This is a genomic window from Pseudomonas sp. Marseille-QA0332 (genome assembly GCF_054950175.1).
This window is the reverse complement of the sequence record NZ_CM143106.1, coordinates 2,707,008-2,723,927: the sequence shown is the minus strand read 5'-3', so window position 1 is coordinate 2,723,927 and position 16,920 is coordinate 2,707,008. Positions and strand designations below refer to the sequence as shown.

The 16,920-nt window shown below is 64.9% G+C and carries 14 protein-coding genes and 1 pseudogene; 6 read left to right on the top strand and 9 right to left on the bottom strand.

Annotation, left to right across the window (positions count from 1 at the left end; all coding sequences use genetic code 11):
• Positions 1 to 18: 18 nt before the first annotated feature.
• The gene (gene ggt, locus ACY8GK_RS12625; protein WP_462401374.1) at positions 19 to 1,686 is read left to right on the top strand and encodes a gamma-glutamyltransferase; all 1,668 of its coding nucleotides are present in this window, start codon (positions 19 to 21) and stop codon (positions 1,684 to 1,686) included.
• 252 nt (positions 1,687 to 1,938) lie between these two features.
• Here ggt and ACY8GK_RS12620 read toward each other — a convergent pair whose 3' ends face one another.
• The 6 genes and pseudogenes from ACY8GK_RS12620 to ACY8GK_RS12595 all read right to left on the bottom strand — a co-directional run bounded on the left by ACY8GK_RS12620 (position 1,939) and on the right by ACY8GK_RS12595 (position 8,895).
• Positions 1,939 to 2,802 carry a methyl-accepting chemotaxis protein gene (locus ACY8GK_RS12620; RefSeq protein WP_462403019.1) on the bottom strand — a complete coding sequence of 288 codons (864 nt, stop codon included), beginning with the start codon at positions 2,800 to 2,802 and terminating at the stop codon, positions 1,939 to 1,941.
• Positions 2,794 to 3,723: pseudogene (locus ACY8GK_RS12615) on the bottom strand (methyl-accepting chemotaxis protein); the annotation flags it as partial. The gene ACY8GK_RS12620 and the pseudogene ACY8GK_RS12615, both read right to left, overlap by 9 nt.
• A gap of 308 nt (positions 3,724 to 4,031) precedes the next feature.
• Positions 4,032 to 4,910, bottom strand: a complete 879-nt coding sequence (gene ypfJ / locus ACY8GK_RS12610; protein ID WP_462401373.1) for a KPN_02809 family neutral zinc metallopeptidase — start codon at positions 4,908 to 4,910, stop codon at positions 4,032 to 4,034.
• Between the two features lie 210 nt (positions 4,911 to 5,120).
• The gene (gene trmA, locus ACY8GK_RS12605; RefSeq protein ID WP_196176885.1) at positions 5,121 to 6,203 is read right to left on the bottom strand and encodes a tRNA (uridine(54)-C5)-methyltransferase TrmA; all 1,083 of its coding nucleotides are present in this window, start codon (positions 6,201 to 6,203) and stop codon (positions 5,121 to 5,123) included.
• Positions 6,200 to 7,495 carry an NCS2 family permease gene (locus tag ACY8GK_RS12600; RefSeq protein WP_196176887.1) on the bottom strand — a complete coding sequence of 432 codons (1,296 nt, stop codon included), beginning with the start codon at positions 7,493 to 7,495 and terminating at the stop codon, positions 6,200 to 6,202. The genes trmA and ACY8GK_RS12600 overlap by 4 nt, the downstream gene beginning before the upstream one ends.
• A 179-nt stretch (positions 7,496 to 7,674) precedes the next feature.
• The gene (locus tag ACY8GK_RS12595; protein ID WP_196176889.1) at positions 7,675 to 8,895 is read right to left on the bottom strand and encodes an MFS transporter; all 1,221 of its coding nucleotides are present in this window, start codon (positions 8,893 to 8,895) and stop codon (positions 7,675 to 7,677) included.
• Between the two features lie 338 nt (positions 8,896 to 9,233).
• Between ACY8GK_RS12595 and ACY8GK_RS12590 the strand changes: the two genes are divergently transcribed.
• Genes ACY8GK_RS12590 through ACY8GK_RS12580 form a run of 3 tightly spaced genes read left to right on the top strand, consistent with a single transcriptional unit; the run spans position 9,234 to position 11,849 of the window.
• On the top strand, positions 9,234 to 10,670 hold the full coding sequence (locus ACY8GK_RS12590) for a cytochrome ubiquinol oxidase subunit I (protein ID WP_196176891.1): 1,437 nt from the start codon (positions 9,234 to 9,236) through the stop codon (positions 10,668 to 10,670).
• Positions 10,671 to 10,673: 3 nt separating this feature from the next.
• Positions 10,674 to 11,684, top strand: a complete 1,011-nt coding sequence (cydB, locus tag ACY8GK_RS12585; protein ID WP_462401372.1) for a cytochrome d ubiquinol oxidase subunit II — start codon at positions 10,674 to 10,676, stop codon at positions 11,682 to 11,684.
• Positions 11,685 to 11,696: 12 nt separating this feature from the next.
• On the top strand, positions 11,697 to 11,849 hold the full coding sequence (locus ACY8GK_RS12580) for a DUF2474 domain-containing protein (RefSeq protein WP_196176895.1): 153 nt from the start codon (positions 11,697 to 11,699) through the stop codon (positions 11,847 to 11,849).
• Between the two features lie 69 nt (positions 11,850 to 11,918).
• Here ACY8GK_RS12580 and ACY8GK_RS12575 read toward each other — a convergent pair whose 3' ends face one another.
• Positions 11,919 to 13,043 (bottom strand): methyltransferase, encoded by a 1,125-nt coding sequence (locus tag ACY8GK_RS12575; RefSeq protein WP_196176897.1) that lies wholly within the window; start codon positions 13,041 to 13,043, stop codon positions 11,919 to 11,921.
• Between the two features lie 90 nt (positions 13,044 to 13,133).
• Positions 13,134 to 13,835 (bottom strand): autoinducer binding domain-containing protein, encoded by a 702-nt coding sequence (locus ACY8GK_RS12570; protein WP_462401371.1) that lies wholly within the window; start codon positions 13,833 to 13,835, stop codon positions 13,134 to 13,136.
• Positions 13,836 to 14,040: 205 nt separating this feature from the next.
• Here ACY8GK_RS12570 and ACY8GK_RS12565 point away from each other — a divergent pair, with 205 nt between their 5' ends.
• The gene (locus ACY8GK_RS12565) at positions 14,041 to 14,817 is read left to right on the top strand and encodes a ferredoxin--NADP reductase (protein WP_462401370.1); all 777 of its coding nucleotides are present in this window, start codon (positions 14,041 to 14,043) and stop codon (positions 14,815 to 14,817) included.
• A 52-nt stretch (positions 14,818 to 14,869) separates the two neighbouring features.
• Here ACY8GK_RS12565 and mscL read toward each other — a convergent pair whose 3' ends face one another.
• Positions 14,870 to 15,289: a large-conductance mechanosensitive channel protein MscL gene (mscL, locus tag ACY8GK_RS12560; RefSeq protein WP_196176903.1), complete on the bottom strand. Its 420-nt coding sequence runs from the start codon at positions 15,287 to 15,289 to the stop codon at positions 14,870 to 14,872.
• 173 nt (positions 15,290 to 15,462) lie between these two features.
• Between mscL and radA the strand changes: the two genes are divergently transcribed.
• Entirely contained in the window at positions 15,463 to 16,830 is a 1,368-nt protein-coding gene (gene radA / locus ACY8GK_RS12555) for a DNA repair protein RadA (RefSeq protein WP_196176905.1), read from the top strand.
• The last annotated feature ends 90 nt before the right edge of the window (positions 16,831 to 16,920 follow it).

Here is a 16,920-nt window from a genome sequence, read left to right as displayed (position 1 = left end):
AACAACCAAGGAAGTCCCATGCGAATCGTCATGTTCAAGCCTCTGACGCTCGGCGTTGCACTGCTGGCCAGCTCCGGAGCGTTCGCCACGAGCCTGGAAGGTGGCGCGGTGGCCGCGCCCGACGAGTATGCGGCCAAGGTGGCCGCCGATATCCTGAAAAAAGGTGGCAGCGCCGTGGATGCCGCCGTCGCCACGGCGTTCACGCTGGCGGTCACCTACCCGGAGGCGGGCAATATCGGCGGCGGCGGTTTCATGACCTTGTATGTCGATGGCAAGCCGTACTTCCTCGACTACCGGGAGGTCGCGCCCAAGGCCGCCAGCCGCAACATGTACCTGGACGACAATGGCGAGATTGTCGAGAACATGAGCCTGGTGGGCGCACGGGCGGCCGGTGTGCCGGGAACCGTCATGGGCCTGTGGGAAGCGCACCAGAAGTTCGGCAAGCTGCCCTGGAGCGAGCTGCTGACGCCAGCCATCGGCTATGCCCGGGAGGGTTTCAAGGTCGCGCAGAAGCAGTACCAGTACCGCGACGATGTGCAGGGCCTGTTCAAGGGCGCCACCAACTTCAATGACTACTTCGGCAACATGAAGGTCGGCGAGCTGTTCCGCCAGCCGGAGCTGGCGCAGACCCTGGAGCGTATCGCCGACAAGGGCGTGAGCGAGTTCTACCAGGGCAAGACGGCCGACCTGCTGGTCGCGCAGATGCAGGCCGACAAGGGCCTGATCAGCAAGCAGGACCTGGCCGACTACAAGGCGGTCTGGCGCGACCCGATCGCCATCCAGTGGCGCGGCAACACGGTGTACACCGCCCCGCCGCCGAGCTCCGGCGGTGTCGCCCTGGCCCAGCTGCTGGGCATCAAGGAAGAGCGCGCGGCGGACTTCAAGGGGGTGGCGCACAACTCGGCGCAGTACATCCACCTGCTGGCCGAGATCGAGAAGCGGGTGTTCGCCGACCGCGCCGACTACCTGGGCGACCCGGACTTCGCCCAGGTGCCGGTGGACAAGCTCATCGACAAGGCCTACCTGGCCAGCCGCGCCGCGCAGGTCGATGCAAAGGCCATATCCGCGACCGAGCACGTACGCCCGGGCCTGGAATCGCACCAGACCACCCATTTCTCCATCGTCGACAAGCAGGGCAACGCCGTCAGCAACACCTATACCTTGAACCTCGACTACGGCAACGGCGTGGTGGTCAAGGGCGCCGGCTTCCTGCTCAACAACGAGATGGATGATTTCAGTGCCAAGCCGGGCGCGGCCAATGCCTTCGGCGTGGTCGGCGGGGACGCCAATGCCATTGCTCCCGGCAAGCGCATGCTCTCGTCGATGAGCCCGAGCCTGGTCACCCGTGATGGCAGGGTCACCCTGGTGATCGGCACACCGGGCGGCTCGCGGATCTTCACCTCGATCTTCCAGGTGATCAACAACCTGTACGACTACGGCATGCCACTGGAAAAAGCCGTAGCCGCCCAGCGTGTCCATCACCAACTGCTGCCCAAGGACACCATCTACTTCGACAGCTATGCGCCGTTGACCGGGCCGGTGGCCGAACAGCTGAAGAAGATGGGCTATGTGCTCGAGGATCAAGGTTGGGAAATGGGCGACATCCAGGCGATCCGGGTCACCGGCGACAAGCTGGAAACCGCCTCGGACCCCCGTGGACGGGGGGTCGGCCAGGTGGTGAAGTGACTGCAAACCCCCACCCAAGGTGCCTATGGGACCGGCCGCGCTAGGGCGCGCAGCGGCCCCAGGGTCTGGCAGGTTTGCAAAGCAGCCGCTGGCGCGCGGGTCGTGCCTGCGCGGTAGAGCGGCGGTGGCTTGGTGGATAGAGGGCCCGCTTGCTGGCCATCGCGGCACTGCGGCCGCTTCTGCACGGGCCTGCAGACCCCACCGATGGTGCCAGGAGCACGGCCGCCGAGCCCACCGAATCAGGCGCCTGCCTCAGACCCGAAACTCGCTCACCAGCGTCTGCAGGCGCGCGCCCAGGCGCGCCAGTTCGACGCTCGAGGCGGCTGTCTCGTTGCTCGCGGCGGCGGTCTGTTCGGACACGTCGCGGACATTGAGCACGCTGCGGCTGATTTCCTCGGCGACGACGCCCTGCTGTTCGGCAGCCGCGGCGATCTGCTGGTTCATCGCCTGGATGCTGGCCACCGTGCTGGTGATGTTGCCCAACGAGGCCCCGGCCTTGCGCGCCAGTTCGACGCTGCTGTCGGTCAGTGTGGTGCTGTCGAGCATCACCGTGGCCACTTGCTGGGTACCGCTCTGCAAGCTGGCGATCAGCGCCTCGATCTCCTCGGTCGACTGCTGGGTCCGCTGGGCCAGGCCGCGAACCTCGTCGGCCACCACGGCGAATCCGCGTCCGGCTTCGCCGGCACGTGCCGCTTCGATGGCGGCATTGAGAGCCAGCAGGTTGGTCTGCTCGGCAACCGACTTGATCACATCCATCACGCTGCCGATGCGCTGGCTTTCCTGTTGCAGCTCGCCCATCGCGGCGCTGGAACGGTGCACTTCCTGCGCCAGGCGTTCGATCTGCGCGATCGCCTCGTTGACCACCTGATCGCCTGCCTTGGCTTCGTCATCGGCCTGAGTCGCCGCGCGTGAGGCGTGCTCGGCATTGCGCGCGACTTCCTGGACGGTGGCCGCCATTTCGTGCATGGCGGTGGCTACCTGGTCGGTCTCGACCTTCTGCGCGTTGGCGCCGCTGCTGGTCTGCTCGGTCACTGCCGAGAGCTCCTGCGCCGCACCGCTGAGCTGGGTGACGCCATCGCGGATCCCGCGGATCAGTTCGCGCAGGGTCGTGCCCATGCGTGCGATGCCCTGTTGCAGCACGCCCAGTTCGTCGCGTCGGGTGACCTGCATCTGCTGGCTGAGGTCGCCGCCGGCGATCCGCTCCACGGCGGCCAGGGTTTCCTGCAAGGGGCGGGTGATCTGCCGGGTGATGAGCACTGCCGCCAGGATGCCGAACAACATTGCCAGCAAGGTGGCACCGACCTGCCAGGTACGCGCCTGGGCACTTTCGATGTCGCGGCGCTCCAGCTGGATCTGGTACAGCGCTTCGCTGCGCTTGACGATGTCGGCGCCTTGCACGGTCATCTCCTGCCGTGCCACGGCCACCTGGGCGGTCGCGTCTCGCCAGTGGCGCAGGGCATCGCGGAAACCGAGCACGGCGGTTTCCAGGGCCTGGACTCTAGCGCCTTCCTGGGGCAGCTGGGTGGACAGTCGGGCGACTTGCGCCAACACCGCCTCGATCCCCCGCACCGCGACCTCTTCGCTGGCGCTGGTCGGCTCGGCCAGGTAGCTGCGGGCATCCAGGCGCGCCTTCAGCAGTTGCTGGTAGACCTGGCTGGCGGCCCGGTACTGGTCGAGCCGAGTGGCGTCGTCGAACGAGCGTGCCATCACCTGAGCCATGACCGCCTCGATCGTCTCGCCGGCCTGGTCCATGGCACGCAGCATGGCGGCACGCGCGCTCGCGGCGGTCTTGTAGCCGCTGCGCATCTTGTCCAGCGATACCCGATAGTCGCTGATCGACTGCGCCTGTTCGCGCAGCAGGGCGAGGTTTTCCGGGCTCTTGAAGGTATTGAGCAGGTGCTGTTGCTGGGCGCTGAAGGTATCCAGCTTGGCCAGCACGCCCTGCGCCGCCGTATCGTCGCCGCTGGTCAACATGTATTGCAGGCGCGCTACCCGCAGGTTGGTCAGGTCGCTGTTGAGCTTGGTGATGTCGCTCATCCAGTTGCTGCGATCGATCAGCCCGGACACGCTGGTCCAGCCGGTCAGCGCCAGCAGGCCGGTCAGAAGCAGGACCAGGCCGAAGCCCAGCCCGAGTTTGAGGTTGATGCCGAGGTTGGCAAACCAGGTATTCATGCACGCTCTCCCGAGTGATTCGTCTTGTTCGGAATCGCCGGGCATTGTTCTTTTCCTTGAGGCCCGCGCTTCGTGGAGGCTGTATCGGCATCAAGGGCTGGAGCTGAAACGCTTTTTCACCTGGTGTGGCTGGTCACTGGCCGAACGGTCGCCGTCGCGCCGCGGCGCGATGCTCAGAGCGTCCTGGCATTGAACGTGTCGCAGCGCTCTGCCTCGCCGTTCTCGAAACCGGCCTTGAACCAGCGTACCCGCTGCGCCGAGGTGCCATGGGTGAACGAGTCGGGCACCACGCGGCCCTGGCCCTGCTGCTGCAGGCGGTCGTCACCGATGGCATTGGCGGCATCGAGGGCTTCCTCGACGTCGCCTGGCTCGAGCCAGTTCAGGCGTTTCTGCGCCTGGTAGGCCCAGACGCCGGCGAAGCAGTCGGCCTGCAGCTCCTGGCGCACCAGCAGGCCGTTGGCGCCTTCCATGCGCTGGCCACGCTGACGCGCCTGCTCGACCTGGCGCGAGACGCCCAGCAGGGTCTGCACATGGTGACCGATCTCGTGGGCGATGACGTAGGCCTGGGCGAAGTCGCCGGCCGCGGCGAAGCGGGTCTCCATTTCGCGGAAGAAGCTCATGTCCAGGTAGACACGCTGGTCGGCCGGGCAATAGAAGGGGCCGACCGCGGACGAGGCGAAGCCGCAGGCGGAATTGACCTGGCCGCTGAACAGCACCAGCTTGGGCTCGCGATACTGGGCGCCGTTCTGGGCGAACAGCGCCTTCCAGGTATCCTCGGTATCGCCAAGGATCGAGGCGACGAACTGGGCCTGCTGATCGTTGGCCGGTGGCGCTTCGCCCTGGGGGCTGGTCGATGCCTGGCGTTGTTCCATCTGCCCGGACAACTGGCCAAGCAGCTGCAACGGGTCCTGGCCGGTGATCCAGCCGATGCCGAGAATCAGCAGTACGGCACCGAGCCCCAGGCCCTTGCCACCACCAAAGCGCATGCCGTCGCCACCGCTGCCTCGGGCATCCACCACATTGTCGCTGCGCCGGCCTTTTCGCCAATCCATCAGTGTTCTCCAGGGCGTTCAAGCATATCGATGAAGGAAATGGGACAGGCAAGACCAGGTCGCAGCCTGCCTGCAGCACGATCATGCGAGTATGGACAGCCGAAGCGCTCGCGATATCCCTCGGCCTGCGCGAGAAGCGCTGCGCGGTGACATCGACGGTCGCGAGGGCCTGGACGAGGGCTTGGCCTGGCCCGTCCAGGCGTTTGGGGATCAACGACGGACCAGCAGGACGCCGCTTTCCATGTGCTGGGTATAGGGGAACTGATCGAACAGCGCACAGCGCTCGATCCGATGGCTGTCTTGCAGCTGGGCGATATTGGCCGCCAGGGTTTCGGGGTTGCAGGAAATGTACAGGATGCGCTCGAAACGCCGGGTCAGCTCGCAGGTGTCCGGGTCCATGCCGGCGCGTGGCGGGTCGACGAACACCGTGCCGAAGTCGTAGCGCTTGAGCTCGATGCCTTCCAGGCGACGGAACGGGCGCACCTCGTTGAGTGCCTGGGTCAGCTCTTCGGCCGACAGGCGCACCAGGCGCACGTTGTCCACGCCGTTTTCCTCGAGGTTGTGCAGCGCGGCATTGACCGAGGTCTTGCTGATCTCGGTGGCCAGCACCTGGCGCACGCGCGTGGCCAGCGGCAAGGTGAAGTTGCCGTTGCCGCAATACAGTTCCAGCAGGTCGTCGTCGCGCTGGCCCAACGCATCGTACGCCCAGGCCAGCATCTTCTGGTTGACCATGCCGTTGGGCTGAGTGAAGGCGCCTTCGGGCTGGCGGTAACTGAACGTACGGCCAGCGATCTCGAGCCGCTCCACTGCATGATCACGGCCGATCACCAGGCGCTTGCCCTTGGAGCGACCGATGATGCTCACGCCCAGGTCGGCGCTCAATTGCTGCGCAGCGGCTTCCCACGCCTGATCCAGCGGACGGTGGTAGCACAGGGTGATCATGCCGTCGCCGGCCAGGGTGGTGAGGAACTCGACCTGGAACAGCTTGTGGCTAAGCGCTTCGCTGGCCTGCCAGGCGGCCTTGAGCCTGGGCATCAGCTGGTTGATCCGGGCGCTGGCGATCGGGAAGTCGTCGATCAGGATCGGCGTATGCTTCTCGCCCGGGGCGAACATCGCATAGTGACGCTGGCCGTCTTGGCGCCACAGGCGGAACTCGGCGCGCAGGCGGTAATGCTCGCGAGGCGAGTCGAAGACCTGCGGCTGCGGTGCCTGGAACGGTGCCAGCAGCTCGCGCAGGCGTTCGACCTTGGCTTGCAGTTGCGAGGCGTAGGAGGAGGTATCCAGAGCATTCATGCGTTGAACCAGCCCAGCTTGATCACGAACAGGATGGAAAGGATCACCAGCGCCGGGTTCAGGTCACGGTAGCGCCCCGAGATCAGCTTGATGGCGGTCCAGGCGATGAAGCCGAAGGCGATGCCGTTGGCGATCGAATAGGTCAGCGGCATGGCCAGGGCGGTGACTACCACGGGCGCCGCCTCGGTGACGTCATCCCAGTCGATCTCGGCCAGGCCCGAAGCCATCAGCACGGCGACGAACAGCAATGCCGGCGCGGTGGCGAAGGCCGGCACGCTGCCAGCCAGGGGCGCGAAGAACAGCGCCAGCAGGAACAGCACGGCGACCACGATGGCGGTCAGACCGGTACGCCCGCCGGCGCTCACGCCCGCGGCCGACTCGATGTAGCTGGTGGTGGTCGAGGTACCGAGCAGCGAGCCGGCCATGGCGGCCGTGCTGTCGGCGATCAGCGCGCGTCCCATCTTCGGCATGTGGCCGTCCTTGCCCATCAGGCCAGCTCGCTTGGCCACGCCGATCAGGGTGCCGGAGTTGTCGAACAGGTCGACGAACAGGAAGGCGAAGATCACGCTGACCAGGCCCACGTCGAGCGCGCCCTTGATGTCCAGCTGCAGGAAGGTCGGTGCCAGCGAGGGGGGCATGGAAACCACCCCGGCAAATGGCGTGACGCCCAGCAGGATCGAGGCCAGGGTCACCGCCAGGATGCCGATAAGCACCGCGCCACGGACCTTCAGCGACTCGAGGCCGACGATCAGGAAGAAGCCCAAGGTCGCCAGGATCGGCGCCGGCTGGGCGAGGTCGCCCATGCCGACCAGGGTCGCCTCGTTGTCCACCACGATGCCGGCATTGTGCAGGGCGATCAGCGCCAGGAACAGGCCGATGCCGGCGGCGATGGCCGAGCGCAGGGGCAGCGGGATGCTGTTGACGATCCATTCGCGGATGCGAAAGATCGACAGCAGGAAGAACAGCACCGCCGACAGGAATACCGCGCCCAGCGCCACCTGCCAGGTGTGGCCCATGTGCAGCACCACCGTATAGGTGAAGAAAGCGTTCAGGCCCATGCCCGGTGCCAGGGCGATCGGGTAGTTGGCGATCACGCCCATGATCACCGAGCCGATGGCCGCTGCCAGGCAGGTGGCGACGAAGATCGCGCCCTTGTCCATGCCGGTCTCGCCCAGGATGCTCGGGTTGACGAACAGGATGTAGGCCATGGCCAGGAAGGTGGTGACGCCCGCGAGGATCTCGGTGCGCACGTTGGTATTGTGTGCTCTTAGTTGAAACAGCCTTTCCAGCATGCCTGCTCTCCAAGGCGCGATGGCGCCGTGAAATGATCGTCCCATCGACACAAGCACAGACCCTGCCAGAGGGCCGGCATTGCGCGGGGCGGAAAAAGCCGCGCATCATACCAGCAAGCTAGGCACCGGCCTATGGCCGTCAGGCCGGCTGCCGGAGCGGCCTGCGCACGCATCGCGGATCAGCCTTCATGCAGCCGATCGCGCCTGGCCAGCGTCGGGAACAAGCGGACCCACACCCCCGTGACCACCAAGGTCCCAGCGCCACCGAGCAGCACCGCCGGGACCGTGCCGAACCAGTGGGCCGTCACCCCCGATTCGAATTCCCCGAGCTGGTTCGACGCGCCAATGAACAGCCCGTTCACCGCGCTCACCCGACCGCGCATCTCGTCCGGTGTCTCCAGCTGCACGAAGGCGCCACGGATGACCATGCTGATCATGTCGGCGGCGCCCAGCACCACCAGTACCGCGAGCGAGAACCAGAAGGACGTCGACAGGCCGAAACCGATGGTCGCCACGCCGAACACGCCCACGGCGGTGAACATCACCCTGCCGACATTGCGCTCGACCGGGAAGCGCGCCAGCCATAGCGACATCAGCAGGGCGCCAACCGCCGGGGCCGAACGCAACAGTCCCAGGCCCCAGGCACCGGTCAGCAGGATGTCCTTGGCGAACACCGGCAGCAGGGCCGTCGCACCGCCAAGCAGCACGGCGAACAGGTCCAGGGAAATGGCGCCGAAGATGTCCCGGCGGCTGCGAATGAAGCGAATCCCTGCCAGCAGCGATTCCAGGCTGGCACGGCCACGCTGGGGCACTTGCTGGCGTGCCTCGAGGCTGAGGGTCAGCAGGCAGGCGATGGCGTACAGGGCCACGGTCGGGCCATAGACCCACAGGCTGCCGAACGCGTAGAGAAAGCCACCCACCGCCGGCGCGACGATGGTGGCCGACTGGGTCGCCGATGCCGAGGCGGCCACGGCGCGGGGAAACAGGCCTGGCGGCACCACGTTGGGCAGCAGTGCCTGGGTGGCTGGCATTTCGAAGGCGCGGGTAGAGCCGAGCAGGAAGGCCAGGATGAAGATCATCTCGCGGCTGACGTTGTCCGATGCGCTGCCCAGAGCCAGGGCCAGCGCGATCAGCCCTTGCATGGCCTGGCACAGCGCGGCGACCTTGCGCCGGTCGTAGCGATCGGCCACATGACCGGTATGCAGCATGAACAGTACGCGCGGAGCGAATTCCACCAACCCCACCAGACCCAGGTCCAGCACGTTGCCAGTCAGCTGATAGAGGTGCCAGCCGATGGCCACGGTCAGCATCTGGAAGCCGCTGGCGGTAAACACCCTGGCCAGCCAGAAAGCGACGAACGGGCGGTGATGGCGTAGCGGTAAGGAAGCGGATTCAGGCATCGGATTCGCGACTTCGGGAATGGGCGTTGCAGCGTAGCACCGCTTTGTAACAAAGGGTTACGCAATTTGCAGGCGAAACGGCAACCCTGCCAGGCCCCTTGGCACATCGACGCACCGTTTATCCTGCGGCATTCAACCACACGGTCTGTCGGACCATACGGGACTATTCTTGCCTCGAACCGTTGATCTGGATCAATGCGCCAGATCGCAACGATACGACCCCTGGGCCGGATTGTCGGAATCAGATCGAACAATCCGCAGGTGGCGTACTCGATAACCGTGACCAGGAAGTCATGTCGTGGCGCCCGGGCATCGGACAACCAGACTGAGGAAGCAGCATGTTCGGCTTAGAAGCACTCGATCTTGCGCGAATCCAGTTCGCCTTCACCGTTTCCTTCCACATCCTGTTCCCGGCCATCACCATTGGCCTGGCGAGCTACCTGGCGGTGCTCGAAGGCTTGTGGCTCAAGACCGACCAGCAGGTGTATCGCGACCTGTACAACTTCTGGTCGAAGATCTTCGCGGTGAACTTCGGCATGGGCGTGGTTTCCGGCCTGGTCATGGCCTACCAGTTCGGTACCAACTGGAGCCGCTTCGCTGACTTCGCCGGGGCCATCACCGGACCCCTGCTGACCTACGAGGTGCTGACCGCATTCTTCCTCGAGGCTGGCTTCCTGGGCGTGATGCTGTTCGGCTGGAACCGGGTCGGCCGCGGGCTGCACTTCTTTTCCACGGTGATGGTCGCCCTCGGCACGCTGGTCTCGACCTTCTGGATCCTGGCGTCCAACAGCTGGATGCACACGCCGCAGGGGCACGAGATCATCGATGGGCGAGTGATCCCGGTCGACTGGCTGGCGGTGATCTTCAACCCTTCGTTCCCGTTCCGTCTCATGCACATGGCCATCGCCGCGTTCGTCGCCACCGCGTTCTTCGTCGGTTCGTCGGCCGCCTGGCACCTGCTGCGCGGGCGTGACAACCCGGCCGTGCGCAAGATGCTGTCGATGGCCATGTGGATGGCTCTGGTGGTGGCGCCGATCCAGGCGGTGGTCGGCGATTTCCATGGTCTCAATACCCTCGAGCACCAGCCGGCGAAGATCGCCGCGATCGAGGGACACTGGGAGAACCCACCCGGCGAAGCGACGCCACTGATTCTCTTCGGGTTGCCCGACATGCAAGCCGAGACCACCCGCTTCAAGGTCGAGATCCCCGCGCTGGGCAGCCTGATTCTGACCCACAGTCTGGACAAGCAGGTGCCCGCGCTCAAGGAATTCGCCCCTGAGGACCGGCCCAACTCGACGATCATCTTCTGGTCGTTCCGGATTATGGTCGGGCTCGGCCTGCTGATGATCTTCACCGGCCTTTGGAGCCTGTGGCTGCGCAAGCGCGGCACCCTCTACCACTCGCGTCCTTTCCTGCACCTGGCCCTGTGGATGGGGCCGTCCGGACTGATCGCCATCCTGGCCGGCTGGTTCACCACCGAGATCGGCCGGCAACCGTGGGTCGTGTATGGCTTGATGCGCACGGCCGATGGCGTGTCCAACCACAGCTACGCGCAGCTCGGGCTGACCCTGGTGATGTTCGTGGTGGTGTACTTCGCCGTGTTCGGCATCGGCTTCGCCTACATGATGCGGCTGGTGCGCAAGGGCCCACACACCGGCGAAGGCGACGAGCGCAAGCCTGGCGGCCCGGGCCGGAAACGCACGCCTGCACGACCATTGTCCGCCGCCTATGAAGGCAAGGGCAGCGAATCGGCCAGCCTGAACGAGAGGAACTGAGTCATGGGTATCGATCTTCCGCTGATCTGGGCCGTGATTATCATCTTCGGCATCATGATGTATGTGGTCATGGACGGTTTCGACCTGGGCATCGGCATGCTCTTTCCCTTCGTCAAGGCCGAGCGTGACCGCGATGTCATGATGAACACCGTCGCTCCCGTCTGGGATGGCAACGAGACCTGGCTGGTACTGGGCGGGGCGGGGCTGTATGGCGCTTTCCCGCTGGCCTATTCGGTGGTGCTGCCGGCCTTGTACCTGCCGCTGGTATTGATGCTGGTGGGGCTGATCTTCCGTGGCGTGGCCTTTGAGTTCCGCTTCAAGGCCACCGAGGAAAAACGTCATCTATGGGATAAGGCGTTCATCGGCGGCTCGCTGGTCGCGACCTTCTTCCAGGGCGTGGCGCTCGGTGCGTTCATCGAAGGCTTCAAGGTCGTCGACCGCAGCTATGCCGGCGGCTCGCTCGACTGGATCACGCCGTTCAGCCTGTTCTGCGGGCTGGGCCTGATCGTGGCCTATGCGCTGCTGGGCTGCACCTGGCTGATCATGAAGACCGAAGGCCCACTGCAACGGCAGATGCACGACATGGCTCGGCCGCTGGCCCTGGTGCTGCTGGCGGTCATGGCGGTGGTCAGCCTGTGGACACCGCTAGCCTGCCCGCAGATTTCCGAGCGCTGGTTCAGCATGCCCAACCTGCTCTGGTTCATGCCGGTGCCGATCCTGGTCCTGCTGACGCTCTACGGCCTGATCCGGGCAGTGGCACGCAATGCCCACTACACACCGTTCCTGCTCACCCTGGTGCTGATCTTCCTGGGCTACAGCGGCCTTGGCATCAGTCTATGGCCGAACATCATCCCGCCCTCGATCTCGATCTGGGAGGCCTCGGCACCACCGCAGAGCCAGGGCTTCATGCTGGTCGGCACCTTGCTGATCATCCCGTTGATCCTCGGGTACACCTTTTGGAGCTACTACGTGTTCCGCGGCAAGGTGACCCACGAAGATGGCTACCACCACTAAAAAGGCCGACCCATGGACAAGCATGCCAGCGAAGCAGGGAAACGACCGCTCTGGAAGCGCCTGGGCTGGCTGGCGCTGATCTGGACGGCCAGCGTCGCGACCTTGGGCGTGGCGGCCTGGGCGATGCGGCTGTTCATGAGCGCGGCAGGCTTGACCACCCACTGAGGTCCGGGAGGGCCAGGCAGCCGTCATGCTGCCCGGCCCCGCAAGCAAGGCCGGGCGAGGCGCCAGGGATTACTTGCGCGCCTTGAGCACCACAAACTTCGGCGTGGCGGCGACCTGTTCGACGCTGCGGAACAATCGGGCCAGCTTGCTGTGATAACCCAAGTGACGATTGCCGACCATGTACAGCGAGCCGCCGGTGACCAGGGTTTCGCGGGCCTGCTGGAACATGCGCCAGGCGAGCAGGTCGCCGACCACTTGTTGCTGGTGGAACGGCGGATTGCACAAGACCACGTCCAAAGACTGCTTTTCCATGCAGGCCAGGCCGTCGGCGGCGTGTATGGTCACCGGCCGTGCGCCGAAGGCTGCCTGCCAGTTCTGCCTGGCCGATTGCACGGCCATGTAGGATTCGTCCACCAGCGTGTAGTCGGCCTCCGGGTTGGCCAAGGCGCTGACGATGGCCAGCACGCCATTGCCGCAGCCCAGGTCGGCGACCCGGGCCTGGCCCAGGTCGCGCGGCAAGTGTGGCAGGAACGCCCGGGTACCGATATCCAGCCCTTCGCGGCAGAACACATTGGCATGATTGACCAGTTCCAGGGCCGGCGCCTCCAGCTGGTAACGGGTCGGATAGGGTGAAGTGGTCGCCGGCCGTGGGCTGGCGCTGGCTATCAACAGGCGGGCCTTCTTCTGCGCCAGCGAGGCACTGACCGCGCCCACGTGACGCTCAAGCAGGTCGCCGGCGGCGCGTGGCAGGTGCTTGATCATCGCGCCGGCGATCACCTGCGCGTCCGGCGCCAGATGCCCGCGCAGGCGGATCAGCTGTTCTTCCAGCAACGCCAGGGTCTTGGGCACACGCAGCAGTACCCGCTCGAACTGTCCTTGCCAGGGCTCGCTGGCCGGCACGAAAGGTACGCAGTCGAAAGGCTTGCCGTTGCGCGCCAGGTTCTTTTCCAGGGCCAGCCGCGCCAGATGCGAGTCGCCGCTGCTGGTCACCGGCAGGTGTCCCGCCAAGCTGACGGCCAGCGCGCCAAAACTGTCATTGAGTACCAGGACCCTGCATTGGCCGTCGGGGCGATGCTGTGCCAGATGATCGAGCAGGTACTGGTCGGCGGCATCGAAGGCTTGCAGCGGATCGTTGGCTTGTTCCGGCTGGCGGATCAGGTCGAGTTCGGCGAAGGGGCTATTGAGCAGGGGCATGTCGGGACTCTGGACGTGTTCATCCGCCCTGGCCGGGCGATTGGAGTCCGCGATTCTACAGAGGTTTGAGGCTCGGAGTCGCCAAGCCGGTCAGATCAGGCCTTCGCTCATGGCGATGGCGATGGCGGCCGGCTTGTTGGCGGCGTTGGTCTTGCCGATCACGCTGCGGATGTGGAAATTGACCGTGCTCAGCGACAGGCTCAGGATGCAGGCGATGTCCGCGGCGGTCTTGCCGGCGGCCGACCACTTGAGCACTTCCAGCTCACGCTCACTGAGCTTGGGCAATGGCTGGCGGCGTGCCAGATGGCGAGTGGCCAGACTCGTGTGCAAGGCCTTGCACAACCAGCTGACATGGACGCTCTTCTCGTAGAACTCCGCTGCCGAGATCGCACCCTCGGGCCTGGCAACGCTCAACTGGCTTTCATGATGGTGCAAGTCGTACTGCGACTGGGTCCAGCCATGGCGCAAGCCATGCGCATGAGCCTGCTGCCAGAACGAGGGAGCCTGGGCGAACAGCGCCTCTTCCCACAGCAGCGGCAGGGTGCAGTGACGGCATGCCCGTGGGATCGGGTCCAGGCCTGACAATCGCTCCTGATAGAGCTGGTTCCAGGCGCTGGGGTAATTGTTGTATTGGGTGCTGGCCGGTCGACTTCCCGGTGCATTGAAGAAGAAGGTCCAGCCGAGATAGGGCATGTCGAGCGCTTGCACCAGCTCGACGGCCTGGTCGAACATTCGTTGCGGGTCTTGTTCGCTGGCCAGGCGTTGTATCTGCTCCATTTTCCAGTTTTGCATTCCGAACTCCCCGTACGCATGAAGGGATCCAATTCGCGGGCCTTGGGAAGTGTAGGAAAGCATTAATAAGTGAGTGTAAACATTTCGCTATTGCCTGATGCCTTTCTATTCCATCGACGACACGCCGTGGAGACCCTACAGCGTATCGGTGTTCATTCCCGGCGCTTTGCGCGAAACTGACATCATTCGATAGAGGGAGCGCAACATGACCGCCAGTGCCGACAAATTCACCCAGCAGACTTTGCTCGACGTGCAGTCGTTGACCGCGAACCTGTTCACCTTGCGGGTGACCCGTGATCCAGGCTTTCGCTTCCGGGCCGGGCAGTTCGCCCGTCTTGGCGTGACCAAGGCCGATGGCAGCGTGGCCTGGCGGGCCTATTCGATGGTGTCGGCGCCGCATGACGAATACCTGGACTTCTTCTCCATCGTCGTGCCTGGCGGGGAGTTCACCAGCGAACTCAGCCGGCTGGGTGAAGGCGACCGCCTGCTGATCGACCGGCTAGCCTTCGGTTACCTGACCCTGGACCGCTTCATCGGCGGGCGTGATCTGTGGCTGTTGGCTACCGGCACCGGGATCGCCCCGTTCATGTCGATCCTGCAGGATTTCGAGGCCTGGGAGCGGTTCGAGTCGATCAAGCTGGTCTACTCGGTACGCGAGGCCAAGGAGCTTGCCTACCTGGACCTGATCGCCGGTCTGGAAAGCCGCGACTACCTGGCCGAGCATGCCGGCAAGCTGCAGTTCATTCCGGTGGTGACCCGAGAGGCCCATCCAGGCGCACTGAACGCGCGCATCACCACCCTGATCGAGAGCGGCGAGCTGGAGCGGGCCGCGGGCGTGCAGCTGAGCCCGGAGCATTCGCGCATCATGCTCTGCGGCAACCCGCAGATGATCGAAGACACCCGCGCGGCGCTCAAGCAGCGTGACCTGCAGCTGGCACTGAGCCGTAGGCCGGGGCAGGTGGCGGTGGAAAACTACTGGTAGGCCCGGCGTGGCCCATCGGCCAGCGAGCCGGGCAGGCCAGCGCTGGCCGCGTTCACGATTGCCGATTCTGGCTCTGAGCCTTGAGCAGATCGCGGATTTCCGTCAGCAAGGTCTCCTGGGGCGAGGGTGCCGGTGGCGCGCTTGGTGCCACGGCTTCTTCACGCTTGAGGCGATTGATCACCTTCACGCCCATGAAGATGGCGAACGCGATGATGATGAAGTCGATCACCGTCTGGATGAACTTGCCGTAGGCCAGCACCACGGCCGGCACGTCACCCTGCGCGGCCTTGAGGGTGATGGCCAGGTCGCTGAAGTCCACCCCGCCGATCAACAGGCCGAGCGGCGGCATGATCACGTCGCCGACGAAGGATGAGACGATCTTGCCGAAGGCCGCGCCGATGATGATGCCGACGGCCATGTCGACGACGTTTCCCTTGACCGCGAAGGCCTTGAATTCCTTGAGCATGCTCATGGTGTATTCCCTGTAACAGTTTGAAGGTATGGCGATTCGCGCCAGGCCGCATGCATGATGTGGCACCGAGCAGTTAATGACTGCGGCCAGACTCAATAGTTTTGTCGACCTCCTGCAGGTTCGAGACACATCAGGGTCGGCTATCATGGCGGTTTTTCCGGGGAGGACCATCCATGGCCAAGGCCAAGCGCTTGTATGGCTGCACCGAGTGCGGCGCTACCTTTCCCAAGTGGGCCGGTCAGTGCGGCGAATGCGGCGCCTGGAACACGCTGGTGGAGACCATGCTCGAAAGTGGCGCCGCGGCAGCGCCTAGCGGGCGTGCCGGGTGGACCGGACAACAGGCCCAGATCAAGACCCTGGCTGAAGTCAGCGTAGAGGAAATCCCGCGTTTCACCACCAGCAGCACCGAACTCGACCGGGTGCTCGGCGGTGGCCTGGTGGACGGTTCGGTGGTGCTGATCGGCGGTGACCCGGGGATCGGCAAGTCGACCATCCTGCTGCAGACCCTCTGCAACATCGCGACCCGGATGCCGGCGTTGTATGTCACCGGCGAAGAGTCGCAGCAACAGGTGGCGATGCGCTCCCGGCGCCTGGGCCTGCCGCAGGACCAGCTCAAGGTCATGACCGAGACCTGCATCGAAACGATCATCGCCACCGCGCGTCAGGAAAAGCCCCGGGTGATGGTGATCGACTCGATCCAGACGATCTTCACCGAGCAGTTGCAGTCGGCGCCTGGCGGCGTGGCCCAGGTGCGCGAAAGTACCGCCTTGCTGGTGCGCTATGCCAAGCAGAGCGGTACGGCGATCTTCCTGGTCGGCCACGTGACCAAGGAGGGATCGCTAGCCGGCCCTCGGGTACTGGAACACATGGTCGATACCGTCTTGTACTTCGAAGGCGAGTCCGATGGCCGCTTGCGCCTGCTGCGCGCGGTCAAGAACCGCTTCGGCGCGGTCAACGAGCTGGGCGTGTTCGGCATGACCGATCGTGGCTTGAAGGAAGTGTCCAACCCATCGGCGATATTTCTCAACCGTACCCAGGAGGAGGTGCCTGGCAGCGTGGTGATGGCCACCTGGGAAGGCACCCGGCCTATGCTGGTCGAGGTGCAGGCACTGGTCGACGACAGCCACCTGGCCAACCCGCGGCGCGTGACCTTGGGCCTGGACCCGAACCGGCTGGCCATGCTGCTGGCGGTGCTGCATCGGCATGGCGGGATTCCGACCCACGACCAGGACGTGTTCCTCAACGTGGTCGGTGGCGTCAAGGTCCTGGAGACCGCGTCCGACCTGGCGCTGCTGGCGGCAGTGATGTCGAGCCTGCGCAACCGGCCATTGGCCCATGGGCTGCTGGTGTTTGGTGAAATCGGCCTGTCCGGCGAGGTACGGCCGGTGCCCAGCGGCCAGGAGCGTCTCAGGGAAGCGGCCAAGCACGGCTTCAAGCGGGCGATCGTGCCCAAGGCCAACGCGCCCAAGGAAGCCCCGTCAGGCTTGCAGATCATTGCCGTCACGCGCCTGGAACAGGCGCTGGATGCTTTGTTCGAGTGACCTATCGCGGCCGGTCCGGCATCCCGGCCGCGATAGGCCGCAAAGCGGCCTCAGGATCCGACAGTCGGCAAAGCCTCGAGCGGGTTCGAA